This is a genomic window from Clavibacter sp. AC415 (genome assembly GCF_979252985.1).
In genome coordinates, this window is sequence record NZ_CEEDAR010000018.1 from 1 (window position 1) to 22,512 (window position 22,512).

Below are 22,512 nucleotides of genomic sequence, written 5' to 3' on the forward strand. Positions count from 1 at the left end.
TCATGGATGACGTTCCCGCGCTGACCTCGGTCTGGGCGTTGTACTCGCCCTGCAGAACTCCATGATGTTGACGCCGTGCTGTCCCAGCGCCGGCCCGATGGGCGGTGCGGGGTTGGCGGCGCCTGGCCTTGATCTGCAGCTTGATCAGACCCGTGACCTTCTTCTTCGGTGCCATTTCTCTTCCTTCTCCTTGATTGCTAGATCGAGCGGGCCGCGCGGCCCGACATCGCGCTGGAGGGGCTCCTGGTGACCTGGTCGAAGCCGTAGCTCGACCGGGGTCTCGCGCTCGAACAGGGAGACGAGGACGGTGAGCTTGCCCGCTCCTCGGGCTTCGATCTCGCTGATGGAGCCGGGGAGGCCCGCGAACGAGCCCTCCTTGATCGTGATGGTCTCGCCGATCTCGAAGTCGACCTCGGCGGCGACGACGCGCTGCGCCTGGCCGCCCTTGGTGGGCTGGCCCTTGACCTGCGCCACGCTCCTTGATCTCGACGAGGCGTCTTCAGCATGGAGAAGGCCTCCTCGAACCGCAGGGGCGTGGGGTTGTGGGCGTTGCCCACGAAGCCCGTGACGCCGGGGGTGTGGCGGACGACCGACCAGCTGTCCTCGTTGAGGCTCATGCGCACCAGCACGTAGCCGGGGATGCGCACGCGGTTGACCATCTTGCGCTGGCCGTTCTTGATCTCGACGACGTCCTCCGATCGGGACCTCGATCTGGTAGCAGGTCGTCGGTCCATGTTGAGCGCACACGATGCGGTTCTCGATGTTGCTCTTCACGCGGCGCTCGAAGCCCGCGTAGGAGCGGACGACGTACGGCTTGCCGGGCTTGGAGCGGAGCTCCTTGCGGAAGTCCTCGTACGGGTCTGACCTCGGGGGCGTCCTCGTCCGCCGCGGCCGCGTCGGCCGTGTCGTCGTCGGGCACCAGGTCGGCCTCGGCCTCCGCGACGTCCTCGGCGGTGGCGGGCGTGACCTCGGCGGGCTCGAGCGCCTCCTCGGCTGCCTCCTCCTCCGCCTCGTCGTCGGTCGCCTCGACGGCGGCCTCGGCCTCGTCGGCGGAGTCGACGTCGAGCGCGTCCTCGACGATGGCGTCGGCCTCGGGGTCGTCGACGGACTCCATCGCGTCGAGCGCGGCCGTCAGGTCGGTCTCGACGTCGTCGCCCTCGACGTGCAGGGCGGTGTGCTCCGCCGCGTCCGAGCTGCCCTCGGATGCGGTGGTGACGGAACCCTCCTGGGCCTCGTCCACCTCGGAGGACTGCTCCGCCGCGGGGGCGAGGTCGACGTCGTCGCGCTTGCTCTCGGCCAATGGATCTACTTCCCTCGTTCTTCGTCGTGCATGTACGTCTCGTGCCGTGCGGCTCCGGCACGCGCGGAGGCGGATCGACGCCGACCCGCAGGCGCTCCCGGCCCTCGTGCGCCGCGGCGCGGGGGGCCGTTGGACCCCGTGCGACCGCCGTCCCGGTCCGTGCCGCCCCCGTGCGGAGGCCCCGGTGCTAGGCGCCGTTGCCGAACACCACGATGGCGAGGTACCCGAACAGCTGGTCGAGGAGCGAGACGATCACCATCATCACGATGACGAAGGCCAGGACCACTCCCGTGAACGTGAGCAGCTCCTTGCGGGTGGGGGTGACCACCTTCTTGAGCTCCTGCACGACCTGCTTGATGAAGAGCACCAGCCGGGCGAAGGGGTTGCGTCGCGCGTCCCGCTGCTCGCGAGCCTGCGCGACGATCTCCTCGCTCGGCTCGTCGCACGATCTTCCGCGCCACGCGTGGGTCCCTTCCTGCATTGCTCAGGCGCCTCCCGGAGATCGGGCGAGCCGCGACGGGCCGCGTCCGTGGACGCGGATCGACCGCAGCAGGGCGGACAGGACTCTGAAAAACCTGCAACCTGCGGTTTTGGAGACCGCTGCTCTACCAATTGAGCCACCACCCTCTGCGTCGGCGCCCGCCTGCCCCTGCACCCCACCACCGTGCGAGCACGGACGGAAGAGGGCGCGGAAGAGCATGGCGGAGATACCGACCCGGCACGTAGTGTACCAGCATCCGCGCCCGGCGCGGTGCCCGGACCCCCGTCCGACGGGCGTCGGCGCCCGCGTGGCGCGCCGTCCGGATCCCTATGCTCGCAGGTATGTCCGAACCGCAGAGCACCGTCCCCCTCAGCCGGCGTCTCCACCCGCATCGGTCTCCATCGCCGAGTCCGCGACCCTCAAGGTCGACGGCAAGGCCAAGGCCCTGCAGGCTGCCGGGCGTCCCGTGATCAGCTTCGCGGCGGGCGAGCCCGACTTCCCGACGCCCGACTACGTGGTCGAGGCCGCGGCCGAGGCCGCCCGGGATCCCCGCAACCACCGCTACACCGCCGCCGCCGGCCTCCCCGACCTCCGCGAGGCGATCGCCGACAAGACGCGCGCCTCCTCCGGCCTCGAGGTGGGGATCGACCGGATCATCGTCACCAACGGCGGCAAGCAGGCCGTGTACCAGGCGTTCCAGACGCTGCTCGACCAGGGCGACGAGGGTCCTCGTCCCCCACGCCGTACTGGACGACCTACCCCGAGGCCATCCGGCTCGCAGGCGGCGTCCCCGTCGACGTGTTCGCGGGCGCCGACCAGGGCTACCTCGTCACCGTCGAGCAGCTCGAGGCCGCATGGACCCCGCGCACGAAGGTGCTGCTGTTCGTCTCGCCCTCCAACCCCACGGGCGCTCGTCTACTCCCGGGAGCAGACGCGCGAGATCGGCGAGTGGGCCGATGCCAAGGGCCTCTGGGTGATCAGCGACGAGATCTACCAGGACCTCGTCTACGACGGGGCCGAGGCCGCGAGCATCGTCGACGTCGTGCCGGCGCTGGCCGACCGCACGATCCTCGTCAACGGCGTCGCCAAGACCTACGCGATGACCGGCTGGCGCGTGGGGTGGATGGTCGGCCCCGCCGACGCCATCAAGGCCGCGGGCAACCTGCAGTCGCACCTCTCCTCCAACGTCTCCAACGTCTCGCAGCGTGCGGCCGTCGCGGCGCTCCGCGGCCCGCGCGACACCGTCGACCGGATGCGGGAGGCGTTCGACCGCCGCCGCCGCACGATCGTCGCCGAGCTCGACGCCATCCCGGGCTTCGTCACGCCGACGCCGCAGGGCGCGTTCTACGTCTACCCGGACGTCACGGGCCTGTTCGGCCGCGAGATCGACGGCGTGACGCCCACGAGCTCGCTCGAGGTCGCCGACCTGCTGCTGGAGAAGGCGGAGGTCGCGGCGGTCCCCGGCGAGGCGTTCGGCCCGAGCGGCTTCCTGCGCTTCAGCTACGCCCTCGGCGACGAGGCGCTCCTCGAGGGCGTGCGGCGGATCCGCGACCTGCTGGCCTGACCCGGCCGCCCGGCCGACGCCGAGCGGCCGGGCGGGTCGGCCCTCCCTAGAGGGAGAGGCCGACCAGCACGGGCTCCGGCTGCAGGATCACGCCGTGCTCGCTCATGACCCGGCCCTGCACGTAGCGCGCGAGGGCGGCGACGTCCTCGGCGGTGGCGGTGCCGCGGTTGGTGAGCGCGAGCGTGTGCTTCGAGGAGACCGCGGCGCCCGATCCCGGCAGCCGGAAGCCGCGCTGCACGCCCGAGCGCTCGATGAGCCACGCGGCGCTGAGCTTCACGGCAGCGGGCTCGCGACGGCGGCGCGCGACGGCCTCGCGCTCGATCGCCTCCGCGACCTCCCACTGGTCGCCGAGCGGGACGACGAGGTCCTCGGCGGGTCCTCCTGCGGCCAGCGCGGGGCATCGGCCGGCAGTGTGCGGGCGAAGGCGGCGCTGACGATCGGGTTGGTGAAGAAGGATCCGGCGCTCCAGGTGTCGGGGTCCGCGTCGTCGAGCACCATGCCCTTGGACGCGCGGAGCGCCAGCACGGTCTCGCGCACGCGGGCGACGGGCACGCGGTCGCCGAGCTCGACGCCGAGGGCGCCCGCCAGCTGCGCGTACGCCACCGGCAGGCCGAGCGCGTCGGGGCCCTCGCCCCGCGCGAGCGCGAAGTCCACCGCGAGCACGACGCCCGCGCGGCCGCGCTTCAGCGACGACGTGCGGTACCCGAGCCCGAGGTCGGCGGCGCTCAGGCGCTCCACCTCGCCCGTCTCGTAGTCGAGGAAGTCGACGGCCTCGAGGACGTCGGCGACCTCCTGGCCGTACGCGCCGATGTTCTGCACCGGGCGAGGCGCCGGTCGACCCCGGGATCCCGGAGAGCGCCTCGAGGCCCGCGAGGCCGTCGGCCACGGTGCGCTCCACGAGCGCGTCCCACGGCTCGCCGGCCTGCACGCGCACGAGCACGGTCCCGTCGGGGCGCTCCTCGCCGACCTCGACGCCGCGCGTCGCGATGCGGACGACCGTCCCCGGCGATCCCCTCGTCGGAGACCAGGGCGTTGGAGCCGCCGCCGAGGACCACCCAGTCCTCGCCGACGGACCACAGGCCGAGCAGCGTGTCGACGAGCTCGGTCGCGCTCGCTCACGGTCACGAGCTCCTCCGCAGGGCCGCCGACACGGAGCGTCGTGAGGTCGGCGAGCGGGGCGTCACGGTGGGTCTGGATCGTCACGGGTGCCCGACGCGAGCCGGACGTGCGCCTGCGCGCGGCCGAGCACCGTCTTGCCGTCGACCGAGGCGGCGATGTCGATGCGGATACGGTCCCCGCCTCGGGGTCGATCGCGCCGACCTTGGCGACGATCGTCATGTGCTGCCCGTCGGCGGGATCCACGACCACGGGCCGCGTGAAGCGCACGCCGTACGCGACGATGCGGGCCGGATCGCCCGCCCCAGTCGGCGACGGGCTGCACGGCCTGGCCCATGGTGAGCATGCCGTGCGCCAGCACGCCCGGGAGCCCGACCGACGCGGCGACGTCGTCGCGGTAGTGGATGGGGTTGAAGTCGCCCGACGCGCCCGCGTAGCGGACGAGGGGAGATCGCGGGTGAGATGGAGGGAGCGCTCGGCGACGACCTCGCCCACCGCGAGGTCGGCCAGCACGGGCACGGCGGATGCGGCGCTCACGCGTCGTCCCCCCGCACGACGAGGGTCGAGCACCGGCGGTGACGACATGGGCGCCGGACGCGTCGACCATGGCGGACTCGGCCGTCACCATGGAGTTGCCGCCGAGCGACGCCACCTTGGTGACGGTCAGCGTGGCGGTGAGCTCGTCGCCCGCGACCACGGGGCGCGTGTACGTGAACGCCTGCTCGCCGTGCACGACGCGGCTGAAGTCGATGCCGGCGTCGGGCTCCGCGAGGAGCTGCGCGAGCGTCGCCTCCTGCACCACGACGGGGAACGTGCTCGGCGCGACCACGTCGGCGTGGCCCGCGGCGCGCGCGGCCTCGGGGTCGAGGCGGACGGGGTGGGTGGCGCCGACGGCGCGGGCGAACTCGCGCACCTTCTCGCGGCCCACCAGGGTAAGGGGCGGCGGCGGGGAGCACGCGACCCTGGATGTCTGGATTCACTGGCACCGGACGATCCTACGCGGGCGGGCCCCGGAGCGCCCTCGGCGGCGCCGTGCATCGGGGAACGCCCCGGGTACGCGAGAGCCCCGTCCCCCACTTCTCGTGGGGACCGGGGCCCGGGTCGCGATGCCGCTGGAGCGGGATCAGCTGCCCTACTGGCAGGAGTCGCACTGCAGGAGCTCCATGGGGTCGACGGGGATCGCGTAGCCGCCGACGGAGTCGTCGTCGTCGTAGTCGATGTGTGCCCCTCCTGGTGCGTCGTGTCGGGAGCCGCCGGTCGCGGTTCCTCAGGTCTCGGCGCTCGCAGCTCCGTGGCCTCCCGGAACTCGCGTCGATGCGGGTCCCTGGGTTGCTCGGCCACCTGGTCGGGCGGCGAGGTCTCCACTATATAACCCGAACTACAGACCTGTCATTCCACTACATCTAGTGTTTCGGCGTGTCGCGGCGCCTTCCGCGCGATCATGCGGATCCGCGCTCGCGGACCGGATCGAGAGCCCGCGCGAGCCCGGCGTGTCGCCTGCGGAGGCGCCCCACGACGGGTGCCGCGGCCCCGGGCCGCCCTGCGCCCCGGAGGCCGCGCAGACCGTCGCGGGCGCGCACGAGGGCCGCCGCGAACGCGTCGCGGCGGCCCCCGCGCTCGGTGCGCGGGATGCGGATCAGGCGTCGCCCTCGCGCGCCTCCTTCTCCGCCTCGGACTCGCTGGCGGTGTAGTCGCCGCCGGTGGACGCCTCGCGGCGCTCCTCGTCGTGCGCGTCGGGGACGGGGTTGCCCTGGGTCTTGTAGAGCACGTCGTCGTGCTCGGCGCCCGCGGCGTGGTCGGGGTGGTCGGGGATTCGTGGTGGGTCATGCCCGGAGGCTACGCCCGGCGCGTGCCGAACCGGAAGCGCGGGATCCGCTGGGGCATGAGGAAAGGCCCCGGAACCTGGCGAGAGGTGTCCGGGGCCTATCGAGAGGACGGACCGCGGAGGATCCGTGCTTCCGTAGCGGGAGCGGGACTTGAACCCGCGACACCACGATTATGAGCCGTGTGCTCTAACCACCTGAGCTACCCCGCCATGACCCCCGCCGGCGGCCGCGGCCGCTCGTGGAGGATCGAGCCCCCAGTGAGATTGAACTCACTACCTCTTCCTTACCAAGGAAGTGCTCTACCAATGAGCTATGGGGGCGTGCCTGGGCGCGTCGGAGACGCGCTGGAACCCTACGACGATAGCAGGTCCGGGACCGCCCGCGAGACGCGCGACGGCCCCGGACCGGGGCACGGCCGGCCCGGACGGGTCGGCCGGCAGGGCATCAGACGGCGGACAGGTCCCGGACCTCGTCGGCCGTCAGCTCGAGCTCGACGGAGGCCAGGAGGTCGGGGAGCTGCGTGAGGTCGCGCGCGCTCGCGATCGGCGCGGTGACCGACGGCTGCGCCCGGAGCCAGGCGAGGGAGACGGTCGTGACGCTGACGCCGTGGTCGGCGGCGACGCGGTCGAGCACCTCGAGGAGGGCGCGGCCGTGGTCGTCGTAGTACTTCGAGGCGGCGCCGGCGCGCGGGCTGTCGACGTCCGCGCCGCGGTACTTGCCGGTGAGGAAGCCGCTCGCGAGGCCCGAGTACGGCGCCGAGGCGATGCCCTCGCGGATCAGCAGGTCGGCCAGCTCGCCCTCGTAGTCGTCGCGGGCGACGAGGTTGTAGCGGTTCTGCAGCACCTCGAAGCGGGCGATGCCCTCGCGGGCCGAGACGTCGAGGGCCGCCTGCAGGCGCTCCGCGGCGAAGTTGGAGGCGCCGATCGCGCGCACCTTCCCCTCCGTCACGAGCTCGGCGAGCGCGGTCACGGTCTCCTCGAGCGGCGTGTCCTGGTCGTCGACGTGCGCGTAGTAGAGGTCGATCGCGTCGACGCCCAGTCGGCGGAGGCTGGCCTCCACGCCGCGGCGGACGCTGTCGCGCGAGGTGCCCTTCGCGGCCTCGAGCGAACCCACCTTGGTGGCGATGACGAGGTCGTCGGGACGGCCGCGCGACGCGAGCCAGCGGCCGATGATCTCCTCCGACTCGCCGCCGGAGTTGCCGGGCTTCCACGCGGAGTACACGTCCGCGGTGTCGATGAAGTTGCCGCCGGCCGCCGTGTAGGCGTCGAGGAGCCGGAACGAGGTCTCCTCGTCGGCGGTCCACCCGAGACGTTGCCGCCGAAGGACAGGGGCAGCACCTCCAGGCCGCTGGATCCGAGGGGCACGCGTGCGGGGTTCGTCATGACTGATCTCCTTCGTCCGGTGATGACGGCGGTGGCCGCCCCTCCAGGGTCAAGCCGTCGCGGGCGCCCGGCTATTCCGCGGCCACGCGCTCGGACGGCCGCGCCGGGCCCGCGCTCGCGACCCTCCGCGGGGTGGCCCGCCGCCCGTCGCCTAGGCTCGTCGCATGACTCCGCCTGCCCCCACGGCCCTGTCCCCGGCTGCCCGGGACGACATCCTGACCCGCCCCGACGGCGACGACGCGCACGGCACCGGATCCGAGTGGTGGCGCACCGCCGTGATCTACCAGATCTACCCCCGCTCGTTCGCGGACTCCGACGGCGACGGCATCGGCGACCTCCCCGGCATCACCGAGCGGCTCCCCGCGCTGCGCGAGCTGGGGGTCGACGCCGTCTGGCTCTCCCCGTTCTTCCTCTCCCCGCAGAACGACGCCGGCTACGACGTGGCCGACTACTGCGACGTGGACCCGCTCTTCGGCACCCTCGACGACTTCGACCGCATGCAGCGGCGCGCGCACGAGCTCGGCCTGCGCGTGATCGTCGACATCGTCCCCAACCACACCTCCTCCGAGCACCGCTGGTTCCAGGAGGCCATCGCGACCCCCGCCGGCAGCGAGGAGCGCGCCCGCTACATGCTCCGCGACGGGAAGGGCGCCGACGGCGAGCTCCCGCCCCAACAACTGGGAGTCGATCTTCGGCGGACCCGCGTGGTCAGCGCCTCGCGGAGCCCGACGGCACCCCCGGCCAGTGGTACCTCCACCTGTTCGACTCCTCGCAGCCCGACCTCGACTGGACGAACCCGTGGGTGCGCGCGCGCTTCCGCGAGATCCTCCGCTTCTGGCTCGACCGCGGGGTCGACGGCTTCCGGGTCGACGTCGCGCACGGCATGGTCAAGGCCCCGGCCTTCCCGACTGACGCCGCCGCCCGAGGGCCAGGGCAGCATGGGCGGCGGCGCCGGCGGCGTGGACGACGAGCCCGCGGCCTCCGCTCCCCCGCCGCCGTACTTCGCGCAGGAGGGCGTCCACGAGATCTACCGCGAGTGGCGGGAGATCTTCGACTCCTACGACGGCGACCGCGCCATGGTCGCCGAGGCGTGGGTCAGCCGCTCGCGAAGCTCGCCGACTGGGTCCGCCCCGACGAGATGCACCAGGCCTTCAACTTCAGCTACCTCGAGACGCCGTGGGACGCGACCGCGCTCCGGCACACCATCGACGCGTCGTTGGCGACCTTCTCCTCCGTCGGCGCGCCCAGCACCTGGGTGCTGTCGAACCACGACGTGGTGCGGCACGCCAGCCGCCTCGCGCTCTCGGGCGAGAACCCGCAGGGCGTCGGCATCGGCCCGCGCTCGACCGTGACGGTGGACGAGGAGCTCGGCCTCCGCCGGGCCCGCGCCGCCAGCGCGCTCATGCTCGCGCTGCCGGGCAGCGCGTACATCTACCAGGGCGAGGAGCTCGGGCTGCCGGAGGACATCCGCCTGCCCGACGAGGCGCGCCAGGATCCGACGTTCCACCGCACCGCGGGCGAGCGCTACGGGCGCGACGGCTGCCGCGTGCCGATCCCGTGGGAGGCGGGCGCCCCGTCGTACGGCTTCAGCACCGGCGACGCCAGCTGGCTGCCGCAGCCCGACGACTGGGACCGGTTCGCCCGCGACGCCGAGCAGGCGGATCCCGCCTCGACGCTGTCGCTCTACACGGAGGCGCTGCTGCTCCGCCGCGAGCACGGCCTCGCGCTCGGCGACATGGAGTGGATCACGGCGGAGGGCGACGACGTCCTCGCGTTCCGGAGCGCGGGCGTCACGGTCGTCGCGAACCTCGGGGCCGCGCCCGTGCCGCTGCCCGAGGGCCGCGTGCTGCTCGCCAGCCGTGCGCTCGACGGGGACGCCGTGCCGTCCGACACGACGGTCTGGCTCATCGCCGACTGATCGGGTCGGCGCCGACCGCACGACGGAGCCCCCTCGCCTTCGGGCGAGGGGGCTCGCGTCGTGCCGGCGCGAGGCGCGCCGCCGCTGCCGCTAGTTCGCGTGCTCCTGGAGCCAGGCGAAGGGGTCGACGGCCGTGCCGTCGGCCATGCGGATCTCGAGGTGCAGGTGCGGGCCGGTGGACGCGCCCGTGTTGCCGACCTGGCCGATCTGCTGGCCGACCGTGACGGGGTCGCCCGCCTGGACGCGCATGGAGCCCGGCAGCATGTGGCCGTAGACGCTCGTGACGAGCTGCCCGTCGATGACGTGGTCGATGACGAGGTGGACGCCGAGGCCGGAGTCGCTGCTGACGGACTCGGCGCACGACGCCGTCGGCGATCGACTGGATGGGCGCCCCCATGCCGGGGGCGAAGTCCACGCCCTGGTGGTTGCTCGAGCAGCCGTTGGAGCAGGGCGCGATGCGGTTGCCGAATACGCCGCTGATGGGCACGCCGGAGGCGAAGGGCCACTGGATGGTGCCGTTGATGTCGTTCGTGAAGGCCCCGGCGCCCTTCGACGTCTGCGCCAGCATGATCTGCTGCGGCGTCGTGGCCGTGAACGCGTCGTCGGTCCCGCCGACCACGCTGGCCTCGGGAGCGGCGGAGAGCGCGATGCTCTGGCTGGGGATGGAGCTCGCCGGCGCGTCCGTGACCACGTTCGCCTGGGCGATGTCCTGGCCCGTCAGGAACGCGGAGGACGGCAGCGAGGTGGCGATGGTCACGGTGGCGACGAACGCCATGGTGAGGAGCGTGAGGCCGCGCGAGGCGCTGGCGCGACGACGGCCGGCGGCGGCCTCGGGCGCGGGTGCCGCGAGGGCGGGGCGCGAGGAGACGGGGACGCGTCGGCCGCGGGAGCGCACGTGGGGGGCGGCGGCCGGGACGCTGGCGCGCTTCGCGTGCACGAACGAGGACCGGCGGGCCTCGGGGGCGGCGGCGGACGCGGCGCGGATGCGGCGGGCGCGGGTCTCGAGCGGCACGGACTCGGCGGCGGCCAGGGCGGCGGGCTCGGCGTCCGCGGGGAGGTGCGTGGTGGGGACGGCGGGTGCCTCGACGGGCACCTCGGCCCGGACGGCCGACGCCGCGGATCCGCTCGTCGCCTCGGCCGCTCGACGCTCGGCCTCACGGCGCTCGCGTCGCGTCGGGTACGTGGTCCCCGTGGTCTCCTCGGGGGTCAGCACGAGGGCCGCCGGACGGAGGGCTGGGGGCACGCGAGGCGTGGAGGACGGACAGGATCGGAGGACTCCTGAATGCGAGGGACAGGTGCTGCGCGGTGCCGGCCGACAGGGGGTCGGGGCGTGCGCGTGCGACCGGTTCCAGCCCGGTCGCAATGTAACGGATCGGTAAAAGGCTGAACCGGCGGAAGGGATTCGCGCCACCCGGGGGATGCGCCGGGAGGGTCGGAGGGGCTATGCGCGCGGGCGCTCGAGCCGCTCCTCGAGGGCGCGCGCGAGCTCGGGATGCGCCGCGATCAGGAGCTCGGCGGACGCTGGACCGCCGCCGGTCCCCGTCACGCGGGCGCCCGCCTCGGCCGCGATGAGGGCGCCCGCCGCGTGGTCCCAGGGCTTCAGCCCGCGCTCGAAGCACGCGTCCGTGCGGCCCGCCGCGACGTCGCAGAGGTCGAGCGACGCCGCGCCGATGCGGCGGATGTCGCGCACCTCGCCGAGGAGCTCCGTGACCACCCGGCCCTGCCGCATCCGCGTCTCGGCGTCGTAGGAGAAGCCCGTCCCGACCAGCGCGAGGGAGAGCGGCACGCCCGTGTTCACGGCGAGCTGCCGGCCGTCGAGCGCCGATCCCCCGCCCGCCGTGGCCGTGTAGACCTCCCCGCGGGTGGGGTTCACGACGCAGCCGGCGCGCGCGGACCAGGTGAGCGGATCCGGCTCGCCCTCGACCACGGCGATGCTCACGGCCCAGGCGGGGATGCCGTAGAGGAAGTTGACGGTGCCGTCGATGGGGTCGACCACCCAGGTCGAGCCCGGAGGTGCCCGTCGTGCCCGCGGACTCCTCGCCGAGGAAGCCGTCGTCGGGGCGCACGTCCTGGAGCGCCCGCCGGATGAGGTCCTCGGTCTCGCGGTCCGTGTGCGTGACGATGTCCTCCGGGCTCGACTTCGACGCGGCGACCTCCACGCCCTCGCGGCGGCGGCGGAGCGCGAGCTCCCCGGCGCGGACGGCGATGTCGCGGGCGATGGTCAGGAGCGCGGTGTCGCCGGGGGAGGTCATTCTCCCACCCTGCCAGAAGAGGGGCCCCGGCGCCAGCGGGGCGGGTGCCAGGGGCCGCGGCGCGCCGGCGGATGACGGTCGAGGCTCTGAGGCCGGGGTGGCGCCGAGGCGCTCGTCGACGACCGGCGCCGCGTCCGCCCCCTGCGCGGGAGGCGCTTCCGCTCGACGCGGCGGGCGTTCCCGAGCAGCGCGACGCCGAGCACCATGAGCCCGCCCGGCCGCGAGCAGCGCCCACGCGCCGCCGACCCGGGGTCGTGATGAGGGCCGCGACGAGGGCTGGCCGTAGCCCCATGCAGACGATCGCGCCGATGCGGCGGGCCGACGCGGCGCCCGTGCCGCCCGCGACCCGGCTGTCGGAGGAGAGGTTCACCATCGTCATGGTCACGACGACCGTGGAGAGGTCCCGCAGGCCGATGCTCTTCACGGCGGCCGCCTGCGCGCCGAGCAGGAGCGCGAGGAACCCGGTGATGGCGATCATCACGGTCGTGTCGAGGGTGCCGACCGCGAGCCAGCACCACGGCGAGCGCCAGGGTGAGGAGGGTGCCGGCCACGAGGACTCCGCACCGACGAGCGCGGCAGGTGCACGTCGGTGGGCGCCCGGCGGGTGATGCGGGACGCGACGACGGCGCCGAGCATGAAGGCGAGGAGCGCGACGAGGTTGTTGAGCACAGGGGATGTCCGCGACCCCCACCAGGCCGAAGCCGATGAAGAGCACGTTCCCGGTCATGTTGCCGGTGAAGACGCGGTCGAGGGCGAGGTAGCTCACGCCGTCGATGGCGCCGGTCGCGGTGGTCATCACGAGCAGGGCGGCGATGTAGGAGCCCTCGGGCCAGGGACGGGACACGGGCGGATCGCCTCGTGATGCGGCTCGGTCGTCGGTCGCCCCAGGATACGGGCGGCGCGTCAGGCGGTGCCGGTCGCGCGTCGCCCGTGCGGCGGCGGCCGCGAGCCGCGACACCTCGTCGTCGTCGAGCCGGAGCTGCGCCGCGGGCATCAGCTGGCGGATCTGCCGGGCCGTCCGCGCGCCCCAACGGAGCGCGCTCGCGACGCCGCGCCGGCCGAGCACCCACGCGATGGCGACCTCGGCGACCGTCGCGCCGCGGGGCCAGGGCGACGTCCTCGGCCGCCCCGGACGGTCGCGTGCCGGCCCGGCGACATGTACTGCTCGGCGTCGAGGGCGCGCGCCGACGGCACCGCCGGCGCCCCCGGCAGGTACTTGCCCGTCGAGGAACCCCTTGGCGAGCACGCTGTGCGCGACGAGCCCGAGGCCCTGCGCGCGGATCGACCGCCTGCATCCGCCCCTCGGCGTGGTCGCGAGCAAGCAGGCTGTACTCCTCCTGGACGACGCCCACGGGCACGGCGCCGGATCCGTGGGCGAGCGCGAGCGCCCGCTCGATGCGCTCTCGGGGCGAAGCCGGGAGACGCCGACGACACGCGCCTTGCCGCCCGTCACGAGCTCGGACAGGGCGGCGACGGTCTCCTCGAGGGGCGTGCGGGTGTCGTCGAGGCGCGCATGCACGATGTCGACCCGGTTCGGTGCGGAGCCGACGGAGGGACGCGTCGACGCCCCGGCGGATCGAGCCGGCCGACGTGCCGGGCGCGTCGCGGCTCTCTGCCGACCTTCGTGCCGACGACGACCTCGTCGAGCGCGGCAGCCGCGCGCGGCCAGCCAGCCTCCGATGATCGCCTCGGACTCGCCGCCCGCGTGCCCCGGTATCCATTGCCGGGGGTTGCAGGACGAGGCCGTGTCGACGAAGGTGCCGCCCTCCTCGCGGTAGGCGTCGAGGATGGCCCACGCCTCCTCGCGGTCGGCGGTCCAGCCGAAGCCGCTGGTGCCGAGGCCGAGGGTGGACACGACCAGGCCGGAGGTGCCGAGGGCGCGCGTCCTCGAGGGGCCGGGGGGCGGCGGGGAACATGTGCGGGTCTCAGGTGTCGGGCGCGTCCGCGGCGATGCGGGCGCGGGCGGGCCGGCGACGAGAGCGTCGTGGCAGACGGACGGCCCCGCGTCGCGGGGCCGTCATCATGGGGTGGCGAGTGAGGGAATTCCGAACCCCCGAAGGCTGAGCCGTCTGATTTACAGTCAGATCCCTTTGGCCGCTAGGGTAACTCGCCATGCGCACCCGACCTGTGTGATCACGGACCGGAGACGCTCGTCGATGATAGCGGGCGCCGGCCCGCGAAACTCGAAATCGCGCGGAGCCGCGCCCCGGCCGCGCCCCGGCCCCGCCCGGACTGCGCCCCCGCCGGCAGCCCTACGCCGCCCGGCCGCTCCCGCGCCGCCGATCCTTAACGTGGTCGGCATGGCAGATTCCTCGTTCGACGTCGTCAGCAAGGTCGAAGAGTACCGCATGGAGGCGGACAACGCCGTCCACCAGACCCAGAAGGAGGTGGAGCAGCGCTACGACTTCAAGAACGTCGGCGCCTCCATCGAGTGCGAGCGGCGACACCATCCTCATGAAGGCCTCCAGCGAGGAGCGCGTGAAGGCCATCCTCGACGTCCTCCAGTCGAAGATGATCAAGCGCGGCATCGGCCTCAAGAGCCTCGAGGAGGGCGACCCCCTTCGCCTCCGGCAAGGAGTTCCGCATCGAGGTCACCCTGAAGCAGGGCATCGACCAGGCGAACGCGAAGAAGCTCGGCAAGATCATCCGCGACGAGGGCCCGAAGAGCATCAAGAGCCGGCGTCGAGGGCGACGAGCTGCGCGTCTCCAGCGAGAGCCCAGCGACGACCTCCAGCAGACCATCGCGCTGCTGAAGGGCGCGGACGTCGACCTCGACCTGCAGTTCGTCAACTTCCGCTGACCCGCGGGGGCTCCGGGCGCGTGTCCGTCGAGCCCTGCGCCCGGTCGGCCCGAGGGCGCCCCGGGGAGCAGTCCGCCTGATGGATGCCTCGATGACCACCCTCATCCTCGCGGGGCTCGCGCTCGTCGTCGACTTCATCGTGCGCGTCGACGGCCCTGCTGGCCATCCCCCGCAACCGCCCGCCCGTCCACCGCCATGGCGTGGCTCATGGCCATCTTCTTCCTGCCCTACATCGGCATCCTGCTGTTCCTGCTGATCGGGGTCCACCCGGCCGCCCAGGCGCCGGCGCGAGAAGCAGCAGGAGATCAATCGCTTCATCATCGAGTGGACCGAGGGGATCGAGCGGGTCACGCGCGAGCACTCCTGGCCGTCCTGGCTCGACTCCGTCGTCGAGCTCGACCGCACCCTCGGCGCCATGCCGCTGGTGGGCGGCGACCGGGCGAGGGCTCTACAGCCAGTACGACGAGTCGATCGCGGCGATGACCGCGGGAGGTCGAGAAGGCCGCGCGCTACGTGCACGTCGAGTTCTACATCCTCGCCTGGGACGTGACGAGCGCCCCGTTCTTCGACGCCCTGGAGCGCGCCGTCGCCCGCGGCGTCACCGTGCGCGTGCTGCTCGACCACATCGCCTCGCTGCGGGCACCCGGCTACCGGCGCACCACGCGGAAGCTCACGGCGATCGGCGCCGACTGGCACCTCATGCTCCCCGTGCAGCCGCTGCGCGGGCGCTACCAGCGGCCCGACCTGCGCAACCACCGCAAGGTGCTCGTGATCGACGGCCATGTGGGCTTCATGGGCTCGCAGAACATGGTCCATCGCAGCTACAACAAGGTCGTCAACCGCAAGCGCGGGCTGAAGTGGCAGGACCTCATGACGCGCCTCGAGGGGCCCATCGTCAGCGGGCTGAACGCGATCTTCATCACCGACTGGTACGCCGAGACCGACCAGCTGCTCGTGCGCGAGACGGAGCCGATCGAGATCGCGGCGACGACGGACGACGAGGAGCTCGACTGCCAGGTCGTGCCGTCCGGTGCCGGGTTCCCGGGCGAGAACAACCTGCGCCTCTTCAACGCGCTGCTGTACTACGCGCAGGAGCGCATCGTCATCACGTCGCCGTGCTTGGTGCCGGACGACTCCATGCGGTACGCGATCGCCGCCGCCGTGCAGCGCGGGCTCTCCGTGGAGCTGTTCGTGAGACGAGATCGGCGACCAGCCCGTGGTGTACCACGCGCAGCGCTCCTACTACGAGGAGCTCCTCAACGCCGGCGTGCGGATCTGGATGTACCGGGCCCCGTACATCCTGCCGGCGAGCAAGCACTTCACGATCGACGACGACGTCGCCGTCATCGGCTCCAGCAACATGGACATGCGCTTCGTTCAGCCTCAACATGGAGGTGTCGCTTCATGGTGCGCGGCCCCGGCTTCGTGCGCGAGATGCGCCGCGTCGAGGACGGCTACCGGGCGCGCAGCCGAGAGCTGACGCTCGACGAGTGGAGCCGCCGCACGCGCTTCAGCACCGTGCTCGACAACCTGGCGCGGCTGACCTCGGGCGTGCAGTAGGCCCGAGGAGCGCGCCGGTCAGGATCAGACGATGTCGTCGGATCCCGCGGTGGCGGAGGCGCGCGCGACGTCCGCCTCGCGGTCGATGGCCCGGTCGAGCACGCCCTGCAGGAGATCGCGGAGCTGCGAGTCCCCCTCCTCCTCGCCCGCGATGTCGCGCCGGACCTGGTCGCCGACCCGCCAGATGACGGGGAGCATGTCGCGCCCGGCGCCGGTGGCGGCCGACGGAGAGCCGGCGTTCGTCGGACGTGTCGCGGAACCGGGTGAGCGTCGCCGAAGACCTCGAGGCGCTTGAGCAGCGGCGAGAGGGTGCCGGGCGTGAGGTGCAGCTTCTCGGCGAGGTCGACGACGGCCTGCGGCTCCTCCTCGTCGAGCGCCAGCGGCGCGAGGTACTGCGGGTGGGTCAGGTTGAGCGGCTGCAGCAGCGGCCGGTAGAGCGAGACGACGGCCCGGGATGCCGCGGCCAGCAGCACTCCGGTCTCGTCCTGCAGCAGTGTGAGCGATCTATCCGCCATGTCATTTCCTCTGGCTCGTCGGATTCGTCGATGCCGGGGTCTTGGACACTGCCTGCACCGTACGCCTGTCCGAGCACCGAGACGAGATGCCGACGTACAGGCAACCATCGGCCGGGGTCGTCCGCACGCTCACGCGATCGTAGTGGGCGACGCGGCCACCAGCAGCGCGCCGAGCAGGAGCCACGGGCCGAACGGGATGGCCGCGGGAGCCCGCCGGCGGTCGACCACGAGCAGCGCCAGCGCCGCGAGGCCGCCGAGGAACGTCCCCGCGGCGAGGCCCAGGGCCACCTGCTCCGCGCCGAGCTGGCCGAGGACCAGGCCGATGACGCCCGCGAGCTTCACGTCCCCGGATCCGAGGCCGCCGGCGGTCGCGGCCTGGAGGAGCGCGAGGACGAGGACGGCGCCGAGGCCGCCCATAGAGGGCCTGCACAGAGGAGGCCAGGGTGCTCCCGCGGCCAGGGCGAGCAGGCTGCGGCGGCGACCGCGGCGGGACCCGTGGCGCGGTCGGGCAGGCGGTGCGCCGCGAGGTCCGCGACCACGAGCACGGGGCCGACCGCGAGGAGCAGGAGCGCGAGCGGGAGGCGCGCGGTCGGGGTCCCGGCCAGCCACGGCGGCCGTGAGCGCGCCCGTCGCGAGCGCGGCGACGGCGGCGGAGCGGCGGCCGAGGCCCGGGACCGGCGGACGGATCGGGGGTGGGCGGATCCGTGGCGGGCGGGACGAGCCCGCGGCGCCGGCCTCCCCCGAGCGCCCACCGGGCGAGGGCCGGCGCGACGGCGCGGACCCGCGGCGCCCGTGAGACCGCCGGCGCCGACGAGCGCCGTGGCGAGCGCAGGCACGGCCGCGGAGAGCGCGGGCACGGCGGTGGCGAGCGCGGGCGCGGCGGTGGCGAATGCGGACGCAGCGGCGGGGATCACCCGGCGACCCTCAGGGGCCAGTAGAGCCGGCGACCGGCGGACCGCCCCCACCTGGGGCCGGACGACGGACGGGCGCCCGCGGGAGGAGCCGCGGACGCCCGTCGGCGTGGATCAGGCGGGACGGATCAGGCGGACTGCCGCGTGCGCGACGCCTCGATCATCTCGTCGCGCTCGACGACCTTGATGCGGGCGCGGCCGTGGGGCGCGCCCAGCGCGATCTCGTGCTCGTCGAGCGCGTGCCAGCCGGAGAGGTCGGTGAACTCGATGCCGCGCGCGGCGAGCAGGTCGACGATCGCCTGCTCCTCCGGGGCCTCCGGGGTCCACCAGTCGCCCTGGTCGTTGAGGACGTGCGAGACGGTCTCCATGGCGTCCGAGCTTCGTGTGCCCGATGAGGCCGATGGGCCCGCGCTTGATCCAGCCCGTGGCGTAGACGCCCGGCACGCGGGTGTTGTCCGCGTCGAGGACCTGGCCCTCGTGCGTTCGGGATGACGCCGCGGCTCTCGTCGAACGGGATCCCGTCGACGGGCGAGCCGAAGTAGCCCACCGCGCGGTAGACCGCCTGCACGGGCACGTCGCGGAACTCGCCCGCGCCCTCGACGCCGCCCGTGCCGTCCAGGAGCAGGGCGTGCGCTCGATGCGAGCAGGCCGGCGACGCGGGGCTCGGCGTCGTCGGACGCGAGCACTCTCCGCGGGGCGCGAGTAGAAGTGCAGGTGCAGGCGACGGGACGCGGTCCCGGCCTCGCGGGTGCGCCACTTCTCCAGCACGCGGCTGATGACCATGACCTGCTTGTTGGTCTTCGCGGCCTCCTCGGCGGCGCGGATCCGCGCCGAAGTCCTCGTCGTACACGATCGCGTCGACGTCGGTCACCTCGCCGAGCTCCCGCAGCTCCAACGGCGTGAACTTCACCTGCGCGGGGCCGCGGCGGCCGAAGACGTGCACGTCGGTGACGGGCGAGTGCTTGAGACCCGTGTAGACGTTGTCGGGGATCTCGGTGGGCAGCAGGTCGTCCGCGTGCTTCGGCGAGCATGCGGGCGACGTCGAGCGCCACGTTGCCGTTGCCGATGACGGCGACCTCGCGGGCCTCGAGCGGCCAGTCGCGCGGGAAGTCGGGGTGGCCGTCGAACCAGTTCGACGAAGTCCGCCGCCCCGTAGGACCCGGGCAGGTCGATGCCGGGGATGTCGAGCTCCGCGTCGCGGATCGCGCCGGTCGAGAAGATGACCGCGTTGTAGTGCCGCTGGAGGTCGGCGAGGGTGATGTCGCGGCCGTAGTCGACGTTGCCGGAAGATGCGGATGTCGCCGCGGTCGAGCACGTCCCGGAGCGCGCCGATGATGCCCTTGATGCAGGGGGTGGTCGGGCGCGACGCCGTAGCGGACCAGGCCGTAGGGCGCGGGGAGGCGCTCGAACAGGTCGATGGAGACGTCGAACTGCTTCTCGGCCTTCAGGATGATGTATCCGCCGCGTAGATCCCCGCGGGCCCTGCGCCCACGATGGCCAGCCTGAGCTTGGTCGCTGATGTCCTTCTGTTCGTCGGCGTCCCCGTGCCGGCCGTCGGGGGCGTGGTGGTGCGGATCCCCGCGAGAACCGGCGGGGCCGAGCGGCAGCTAGCGCGTGCGCTCGACGATGGTGTCGGCGAAGCGCGTGAGCGCCTTCCGGACCGGGCCCTCCGGGAGCGGGGCGAGCGCCTCGACCGCCTCCGCGGCCCAGCGGTGGGCCTCGGCGATGGTGCGCGCGGTGACCTCGTGGTCGCGGAGCTCTGCGATGGCCGCCGTGAGGTCGGCCTCCGAACTCGGGCGTCTCCTCGTGCTCCACGTCGCGCTGGATGCGGGCGAGCAGCGCCGCCGCCTCCTGGTCGGTGGCCGCGAGGCGGGTCAGGTACAGCAGCGGCAGCGTGGAGACGCCGGCGCGGAGGTCGGTGCCGGCGAGCTTGCCGGTCTCCTCGGGCTGGTCGGCGAGGTCGAGCACGTCGTCGACGAGCTGGAAGGCGACGCCGGTGCGCTCGCCGAACGCGAGGACGGCGGACTCGAGCTCGGGATCGGCGCCGGAGTAGATGACGCCCATCTGCGCCGCGCAGGCGATGAGGGAGCCGGTCTTGTCGGCCAGGACGTCGAGGTAGTGCTCGATGGGGTCCTGGTCCTCGCGCGGGCCGATGGTCTCGTGCAGCTGGCCGAGCACCAGGCGCTCGAAGGTGGCGGCCTGCAGGCGGATGGCGCGCGGGCCGAGGTCCGCGACGATCTTGCTGGCGCGGGCGAACAGGAGGTCACCCGCGAGGATGGCGATGGAGTTGCCCCACACGGCCTGCGCGCTCGGGACGCCGCGGCGCATGTCCGCCTCGTCCATGACGTCGTCGTGGTACAGCGATGCGAGGTGCGTGATCTCGATGGCGACGGCCGCGTCGACGACCTGCTGCGTGTTGCCCTCGCCGAGCTGGGCGATGAGCAGGGCCAGCATGGGGCGCACCCGCTTGCCGCCCGCGTCGAGCAGGTAGCGCGTGGTGACGTCGGCCACGTCGTCGGCGAAGCGCACCTCGCGGAGGAGCTGCTCCTCCACGAGCGCGAGCCCGTCGTCGATGCTGCGGGCCATGCGGCGGTCGTCGGAGGACGAGAACAGCCGCTCGGTGAGGCTGGCGTGGGACGCGACGGAGCCGCGGCGGGCGAGCGGGATGCTCGGACTCATGATCGGCGTCCTTGTCTCTGGGGGTTCACGCGCGGTCAGGACGCGGCGGGACGGGGAGCGGCATGACGGCCGACGGGCTTGACGCCGCGGTGCAGCGCCACGATCCCCGCGGTGAGGTTCCGGTGCTCGACGGCCTCGAAGCCGGCCGTGCGGAGCCACGAGCTCAGCGTCTCCTGGTCGGGCCAGGCCTGGATCGACTCGTTCAGGTACTCGTACGCGCTGGCGTTCGAGCTGACGAGCTTCACGAGGGAGGGCGCGACGGCCTTCATGTAGAGGTCGTAGCCGCGGCGCACGAGCGGCACGGGCGGCGTGCTGAACTCGCAGATGACGATGCGGCCGCCGGGCTTCAGCACGCGGAGGAGCTCGTCGAGGCCCGTGCGCGGCTCGACCACGTTGCGCAGGCCGAAGGAGATCGTGACCGCGTCGAACGAGTCGTCCGCGAAGGGGAGGTCGGTGGCGTCGGCGTGCACGAACTCGATGCGCGGGTTGCCCGCGTGCCGGCGGCGGCCGACCTCGAGCATCCCCTCGGAGAAGTCCGCGGCGACCACGTGGGCGCCGGAGGCGGCGAGCGCGGCGCTCGAGGTGCCCGTGCCCGCGGCGAGGTCGAGGATCCGCTCGCCCGCGACCGGGGCGACCGCCCGGGTGGTCGCGACGCGCCACAGCTGGTCGTTGCCGACCGACAGCAGGGCGTTCGTGCGGTCGTAGGCGCTCGATACCTCGTCGAACATCGCCGACACCTGGCCGGGCTTCTTGCTGAGGTCTGCACGCATCACGCCGTCAGTCTATTCGGGAGCGCTGGGCGCACGGTGGGCGGCGGCCGGATGCCCAGGGGCCGATCAGAGGACGGGGGCGACCGGCCCCGCGGAGGCGCGACCCGGGCGCTCCGCCCTCCGCGGGAGGCCCCGAAACCCGGCGGTAGGCTGGCATCCGTGACCGCAACCCGCGTCCGAGCGCTCCTCGTCGACACCACCCCCGTCGACTCCATCGCCCGCCTCGTCCCCCTCCTCGACGCCCGGCACCCGCTGCTGTGGCTGCGGCACGGATCCGGGATGGGCGGCATCGGCGAGGCGCTCCGGCTCGAGTTCCGCGGGCCCGACCGCGTGCGGGACGCCGCCGCCGCATGGCGCGAGGTGGCCGCGGCCGCGACCGTCGTCGATCCGCTCGGCATCCCGGGCACCGGGCTCATCGCCTTCGGCGCCTTCGCGTTCGCGGACGACTCCGAGGCGGCGAGCGTGCTCGTCGTGCCGCGGATCGTCGTCGGCCGGCGCGACGGGGTGTCGTGGGTGACCCGCATCCGCCTCGCCGAGGCGGAGCCGTCCGACCCCGCGTCGCCGTTCGACGCGCTGGCGCCGGGCGCGATCCCCGTGCCCGAGCGATCGGGCGCCGAGTACCGGCTCCACCTCCGCCCCGGCGCCATGGGCCCGGACGGCTACCAGGAGGCCGTCGCGCGGGCCGTCGCCGCGATCGGCGCCGGCGACCTCGAGAAGGTCGTGCTCGCGCGCGACCTCGTGGGGCGCCTGCCCCTGGGCGGCGACCTGCGCCTCGCCCTCAGCCGCTTCGCGCGCGGCTACCCGGACTGCTGGACCTACGCGGTCGACGGCCTCATCGGCGCGAGCCCCGAGACGCTCGTGCGCGTCGACGGCGGCACGGTCGGGGCGCGGGTCCTCGCAGGCACGGTGTCGCGCGGCGCGGACGCGCGCGCGGACGCCGCCGCGGCCGCCGGCCTCGCCGCCTCCCCGAAGGACAACGGGGAGCACGCCTTCGCGCGCGACAGCGTCCTCGACGCCCTCCGCCCGCACAGCCGCGACCTCGCCACCACCGACGCGCCCTTCACCCTGAAGCTCCCGAACCTGTGGCACCTCGCGAGCGACGTCACGGGCACGCTCGGCGACGGGTCCTCGTCGCTCGACCTCGTGGGCGCCCTGCACCCGACGGCAGCCGTCGCCGGGCACCCCACCGCCGCGGCGCTCGCGCTGATCGCCGAGCTCGAGCCCGCCGACCGCGGCCGCTACGCCGGACCGGTCGGCTGGGTCGCCGCGGACGGCGACGGCGAGTGGGCCATCGCGCTCCGCGGCGCCCAGGTGGACCCGTCGGGCGCCATCGTCGCGCACGCGGGCGCGGGCATCGTCGCCGGGATCCGACCCGGAGCGCGAGCGCGCCGAGACCGCGATGAAGTTCCGCCCGGTCGTGGAGGCCCTGGGCTAGGTC

At 73.6% G+C, this 22,512-nt stretch carries 8 protein-coding genes, 4 tRNA genes and 14 pseudogenes; 6 read left to right on the forward strand and 20 right to left on the reverse strand.

Going from position 1 to position 22,512, the window contains the following annotated elements; translation table 11 throughout:
- The 4 genes and pseudogenes from ACZ411_RS10860 to ACZ411_RS10875 form a co-directional block, all read right to left on the reverse strand.
- Positions 1–175: pseudogene (locus tag ACZ411_RS10860) on the reverse strand (uL11 family ribosomal protein); the annotation flags it as partial.
- A gap of 22 nt (positions 176–197) precedes the next feature.
- Positions 198–1,300 (reverse strand): annotated as a pseudogene (gene nusG / locus ACZ411_RS10865) (transcription termination/antitermination protein NusG).
- Between the two features lie 187 nt (positions 1,301–1,487).
- Positions 1,488–1,781 (reverse strand): preprotein translocase subunit SecE, encoded by a 294-nt coding sequence (gene secE, locus ACZ411_RS10870; protein ID WP_464170579.1) that lies wholly within the window; start codon positions 1,779–1,781, stop codon positions 1,488–1,490.
- Positions 1,782–1,850: 69 nt separating this feature from the next.
- Positions 1,851–1,927 (reverse strand) — tRNA-Trp (locus tag ACZ411_RS10875).
- A 195-nt stretch (positions 1,928–2,122) separates the two neighbouring features.
- Between ACZ411_RS10875 and ACZ411_RS10880 the strand changes: the two are divergent.
- Positions 2,123–3,345: pseudogene (locus ACZ411_RS10880) on the forward strand (pyridoxal phosphate-dependent aminotransferase).
- Between the two features lie 46 nt (positions 3,346–3,391).
- On the opposite strand, the pseudogene ACZ411_RS10885 reads toward ACZ411_RS10880, so the two are convergent.
- From ACZ411_RS10885 to ACZ411_RS10915, 7 genes and pseudogenes are all read right to left on the reverse strand, one after another.
- Positions 3,392–4,548, reverse strand: a pseudogene (locus tag ACZ411_RS10885) (UDP-N-acetylmuramate dehydrogenase).
- Entirely contained in the window at positions 4,526–4,987 is a 462-nt protein-coding gene (locus ACZ411_RS10890; protein WP_464171112.1) for a MaoC/PaaZ C-terminal domain-containing protein, read from the reverse strand. Before ACZ411_RS10890 ends, ACZ411_RS10885 begins: the two are co-directional and overlap by 23 nt.
- 7 nt (positions 4,988–4,994) lie before the next feature.
- Positions 4,995–5,447: pseudogene (locus tag ACZ411_RS10895) on the reverse strand (FAS1-like dehydratase domain-containing protein).
- Positions 5,448–6,097: 650 nt separating this feature from the next.
- Positions 6,098–6,229, reverse strand: a complete 132-nt coding sequence (locus tag ACZ411_RS10900) for a hypothetical protein (protein WP_464170581.1) — start codon at positions 6,227–6,229, stop codon at positions 6,098–6,100.
- Between the two features lie 193 nt (positions 6,230–6,422).
- Positions 6,423–6,496, reverse strand: a tRNA-Met gene (locus ACZ411_RS10905).
- Positions 6,497–6,536: 40 nt separating this feature from the next.
- Positions 6,537–6,607, reverse strand: a tRNA-Thr gene (locus ACZ411_RS10910).
- 124 nt (positions 6,608–6,731) lie between these two features.
- Positions 6,732–7,669: pseudogene (locus ACZ411_RS10915) on the reverse strand (aldo/keto reductase).
- A gap of 164 nt (positions 7,670–7,833) precedes the next feature.
- Between ACZ411_RS10915 and ACZ411_RS10920 the strand changes: the two are divergent.
- A pseudogene (locus tag ACZ411_RS10920) lies at positions 7,834–9,587 on the forward strand (glycoside hydrolase family 13 protein).
- Positions 9,588–9,677: 90 nt separating this feature from the next.
- Here the strand turns inward: ACZ411_RS10920 and ACZ411_RS10925 are convergent.
- Positions 9,678–9,899, reverse strand: coding sequence for a M23 family metallopeptidase (locus ACZ411_RS10925; RefSeq protein ID WP_464171113.1), 222 nt, complete (start codon positions 9,897–9,899; stop codon positions 9,678–9,680).
- Between the two features lie 1,129 nt (positions 9,900–11,028).
- A pseudogene (locus tag ACZ411_RS10930) lies at positions 11,029–11,839 on the reverse strand (inositol monophosphatase family protein).
- A gap of 290 nt (positions 11,840–12,129) precedes the next feature.
- On the opposite strand from ACZ411_RS10930, the gene ACZ411_RS10935 reads away from it, so the two are divergent.
- Positions 12,130–12,447 (forward strand): hypothetical protein, encoded by a 318-nt coding sequence (locus tag ACZ411_RS10935; protein ID WP_464170583.1) that lies wholly within the window; start codon positions 12,130–12,132, stop codon positions 12,445–12,447.
- A 134-nt stretch (positions 12,448–12,581) separates the two neighbouring features.
- Here the strand turns inward: ACZ411_RS10935 and ACZ411_RS10940 are convergent.
- Together ACZ411_RS10940 and ACZ411_RS10945 are read right to left on the reverse strand one after the other, a co-directional pair.
- Positions 12,582–13,694 (reverse strand): annotated as a pseudogene (locus ACZ411_RS10940) (aldo/keto reductase); the annotation flags it as partial.
- A 173-nt stretch (positions 13,695–13,867) separates the two neighbouring features.
- Positions 13,868–13,951, reverse strand: a tRNA-Tyr gene (locus ACZ411_RS10945).
- Positions 13,952–14,139: 188 nt separating this feature from the next.
- Here ACZ411_RS10945 and ACZ411_RS10950 point away from each other — a divergent pair.
- Together ACZ411_RS10950 and ACZ411_RS10955 are read left to right on the forward strand one after the other, a co-directional pair.
- Positions 14,140–14,639, forward strand: a pseudogene (locus tag ACZ411_RS10950) (YajQ family cyclic di-GMP-binding protein).
- Between the two features lie 79 nt (positions 14,640–14,718).
- A pseudogene (locus ACZ411_RS10955) lies at positions 14,719–16,199 on the forward strand (phospholipase D-like domain-containing protein).
- A 24-nt stretch (positions 16,200–16,223) separates the two neighbouring features.
- Here the strand turns inward: ACZ411_RS10955 and ACZ411_RS10960 are convergent.
- From ACZ411_RS10960 to ubiE, 5 genes and pseudogenes are all read right to left on the reverse strand, one after another.
- Positions 16,224–16,397, reverse strand: coding sequence for a hypothetical protein (locus ACZ411_RS10960; RefSeq protein WP_464170585.1), 174 nt, complete (start codon positions 16,395–16,397; stop codon positions 16,224–16,226).
- A 446-nt stretch (positions 16,398–16,843) separates the two neighbouring features.
- A complete protein-coding gene (locus tag ACZ411_RS10965) occupies positions 16,844–17,131 on the reverse strand; it encodes a hypothetical protein (protein WP_464170587.1) in 288 nt (95 codons plus the stop codon).
- A 622-nt stretch (positions 17,132–17,753) separates the two neighbouring features.
- Positions 17,754–19,126: pseudogene (locus tag ACZ411_RS10970) on the reverse strand (FAD-dependent oxidoreductase).
- 106 nt (positions 19,127–19,232) lie between these two features.
- Positions 19,233–20,304, reverse strand: a pseudogene (locus tag ACZ411_RS10975) (polyprenyl synthetase family protein).
- 35 nt (positions 20,305–20,339) lie between these two features.
- Complete coding sequence (gene ubiE, locus ACZ411_RS10980) at positions 20,340–21,074, reverse strand: bifunctional demethylmenaquinone methyltransferase/2-methoxy-6-polyprenyl-1,4-benzoquinol methylase UbiE (protein ID WP_094116720.1); 735 nt, start codon at positions 21,072–21,074, stop codon at positions 20,340–20,342.
- Between the two features lie 159 nt (positions 21,075–21,233).
- Between ubiE and ACZ411_RS10985 the strand changes: the two are divergent.
- A pseudogene (locus tag ACZ411_RS10985) lies at positions 21,234–22,509 on the forward strand (isochorismate synthase).
- The last annotated feature ends 3 nt before the right edge of the window (positions 22,510–22,512 follow it).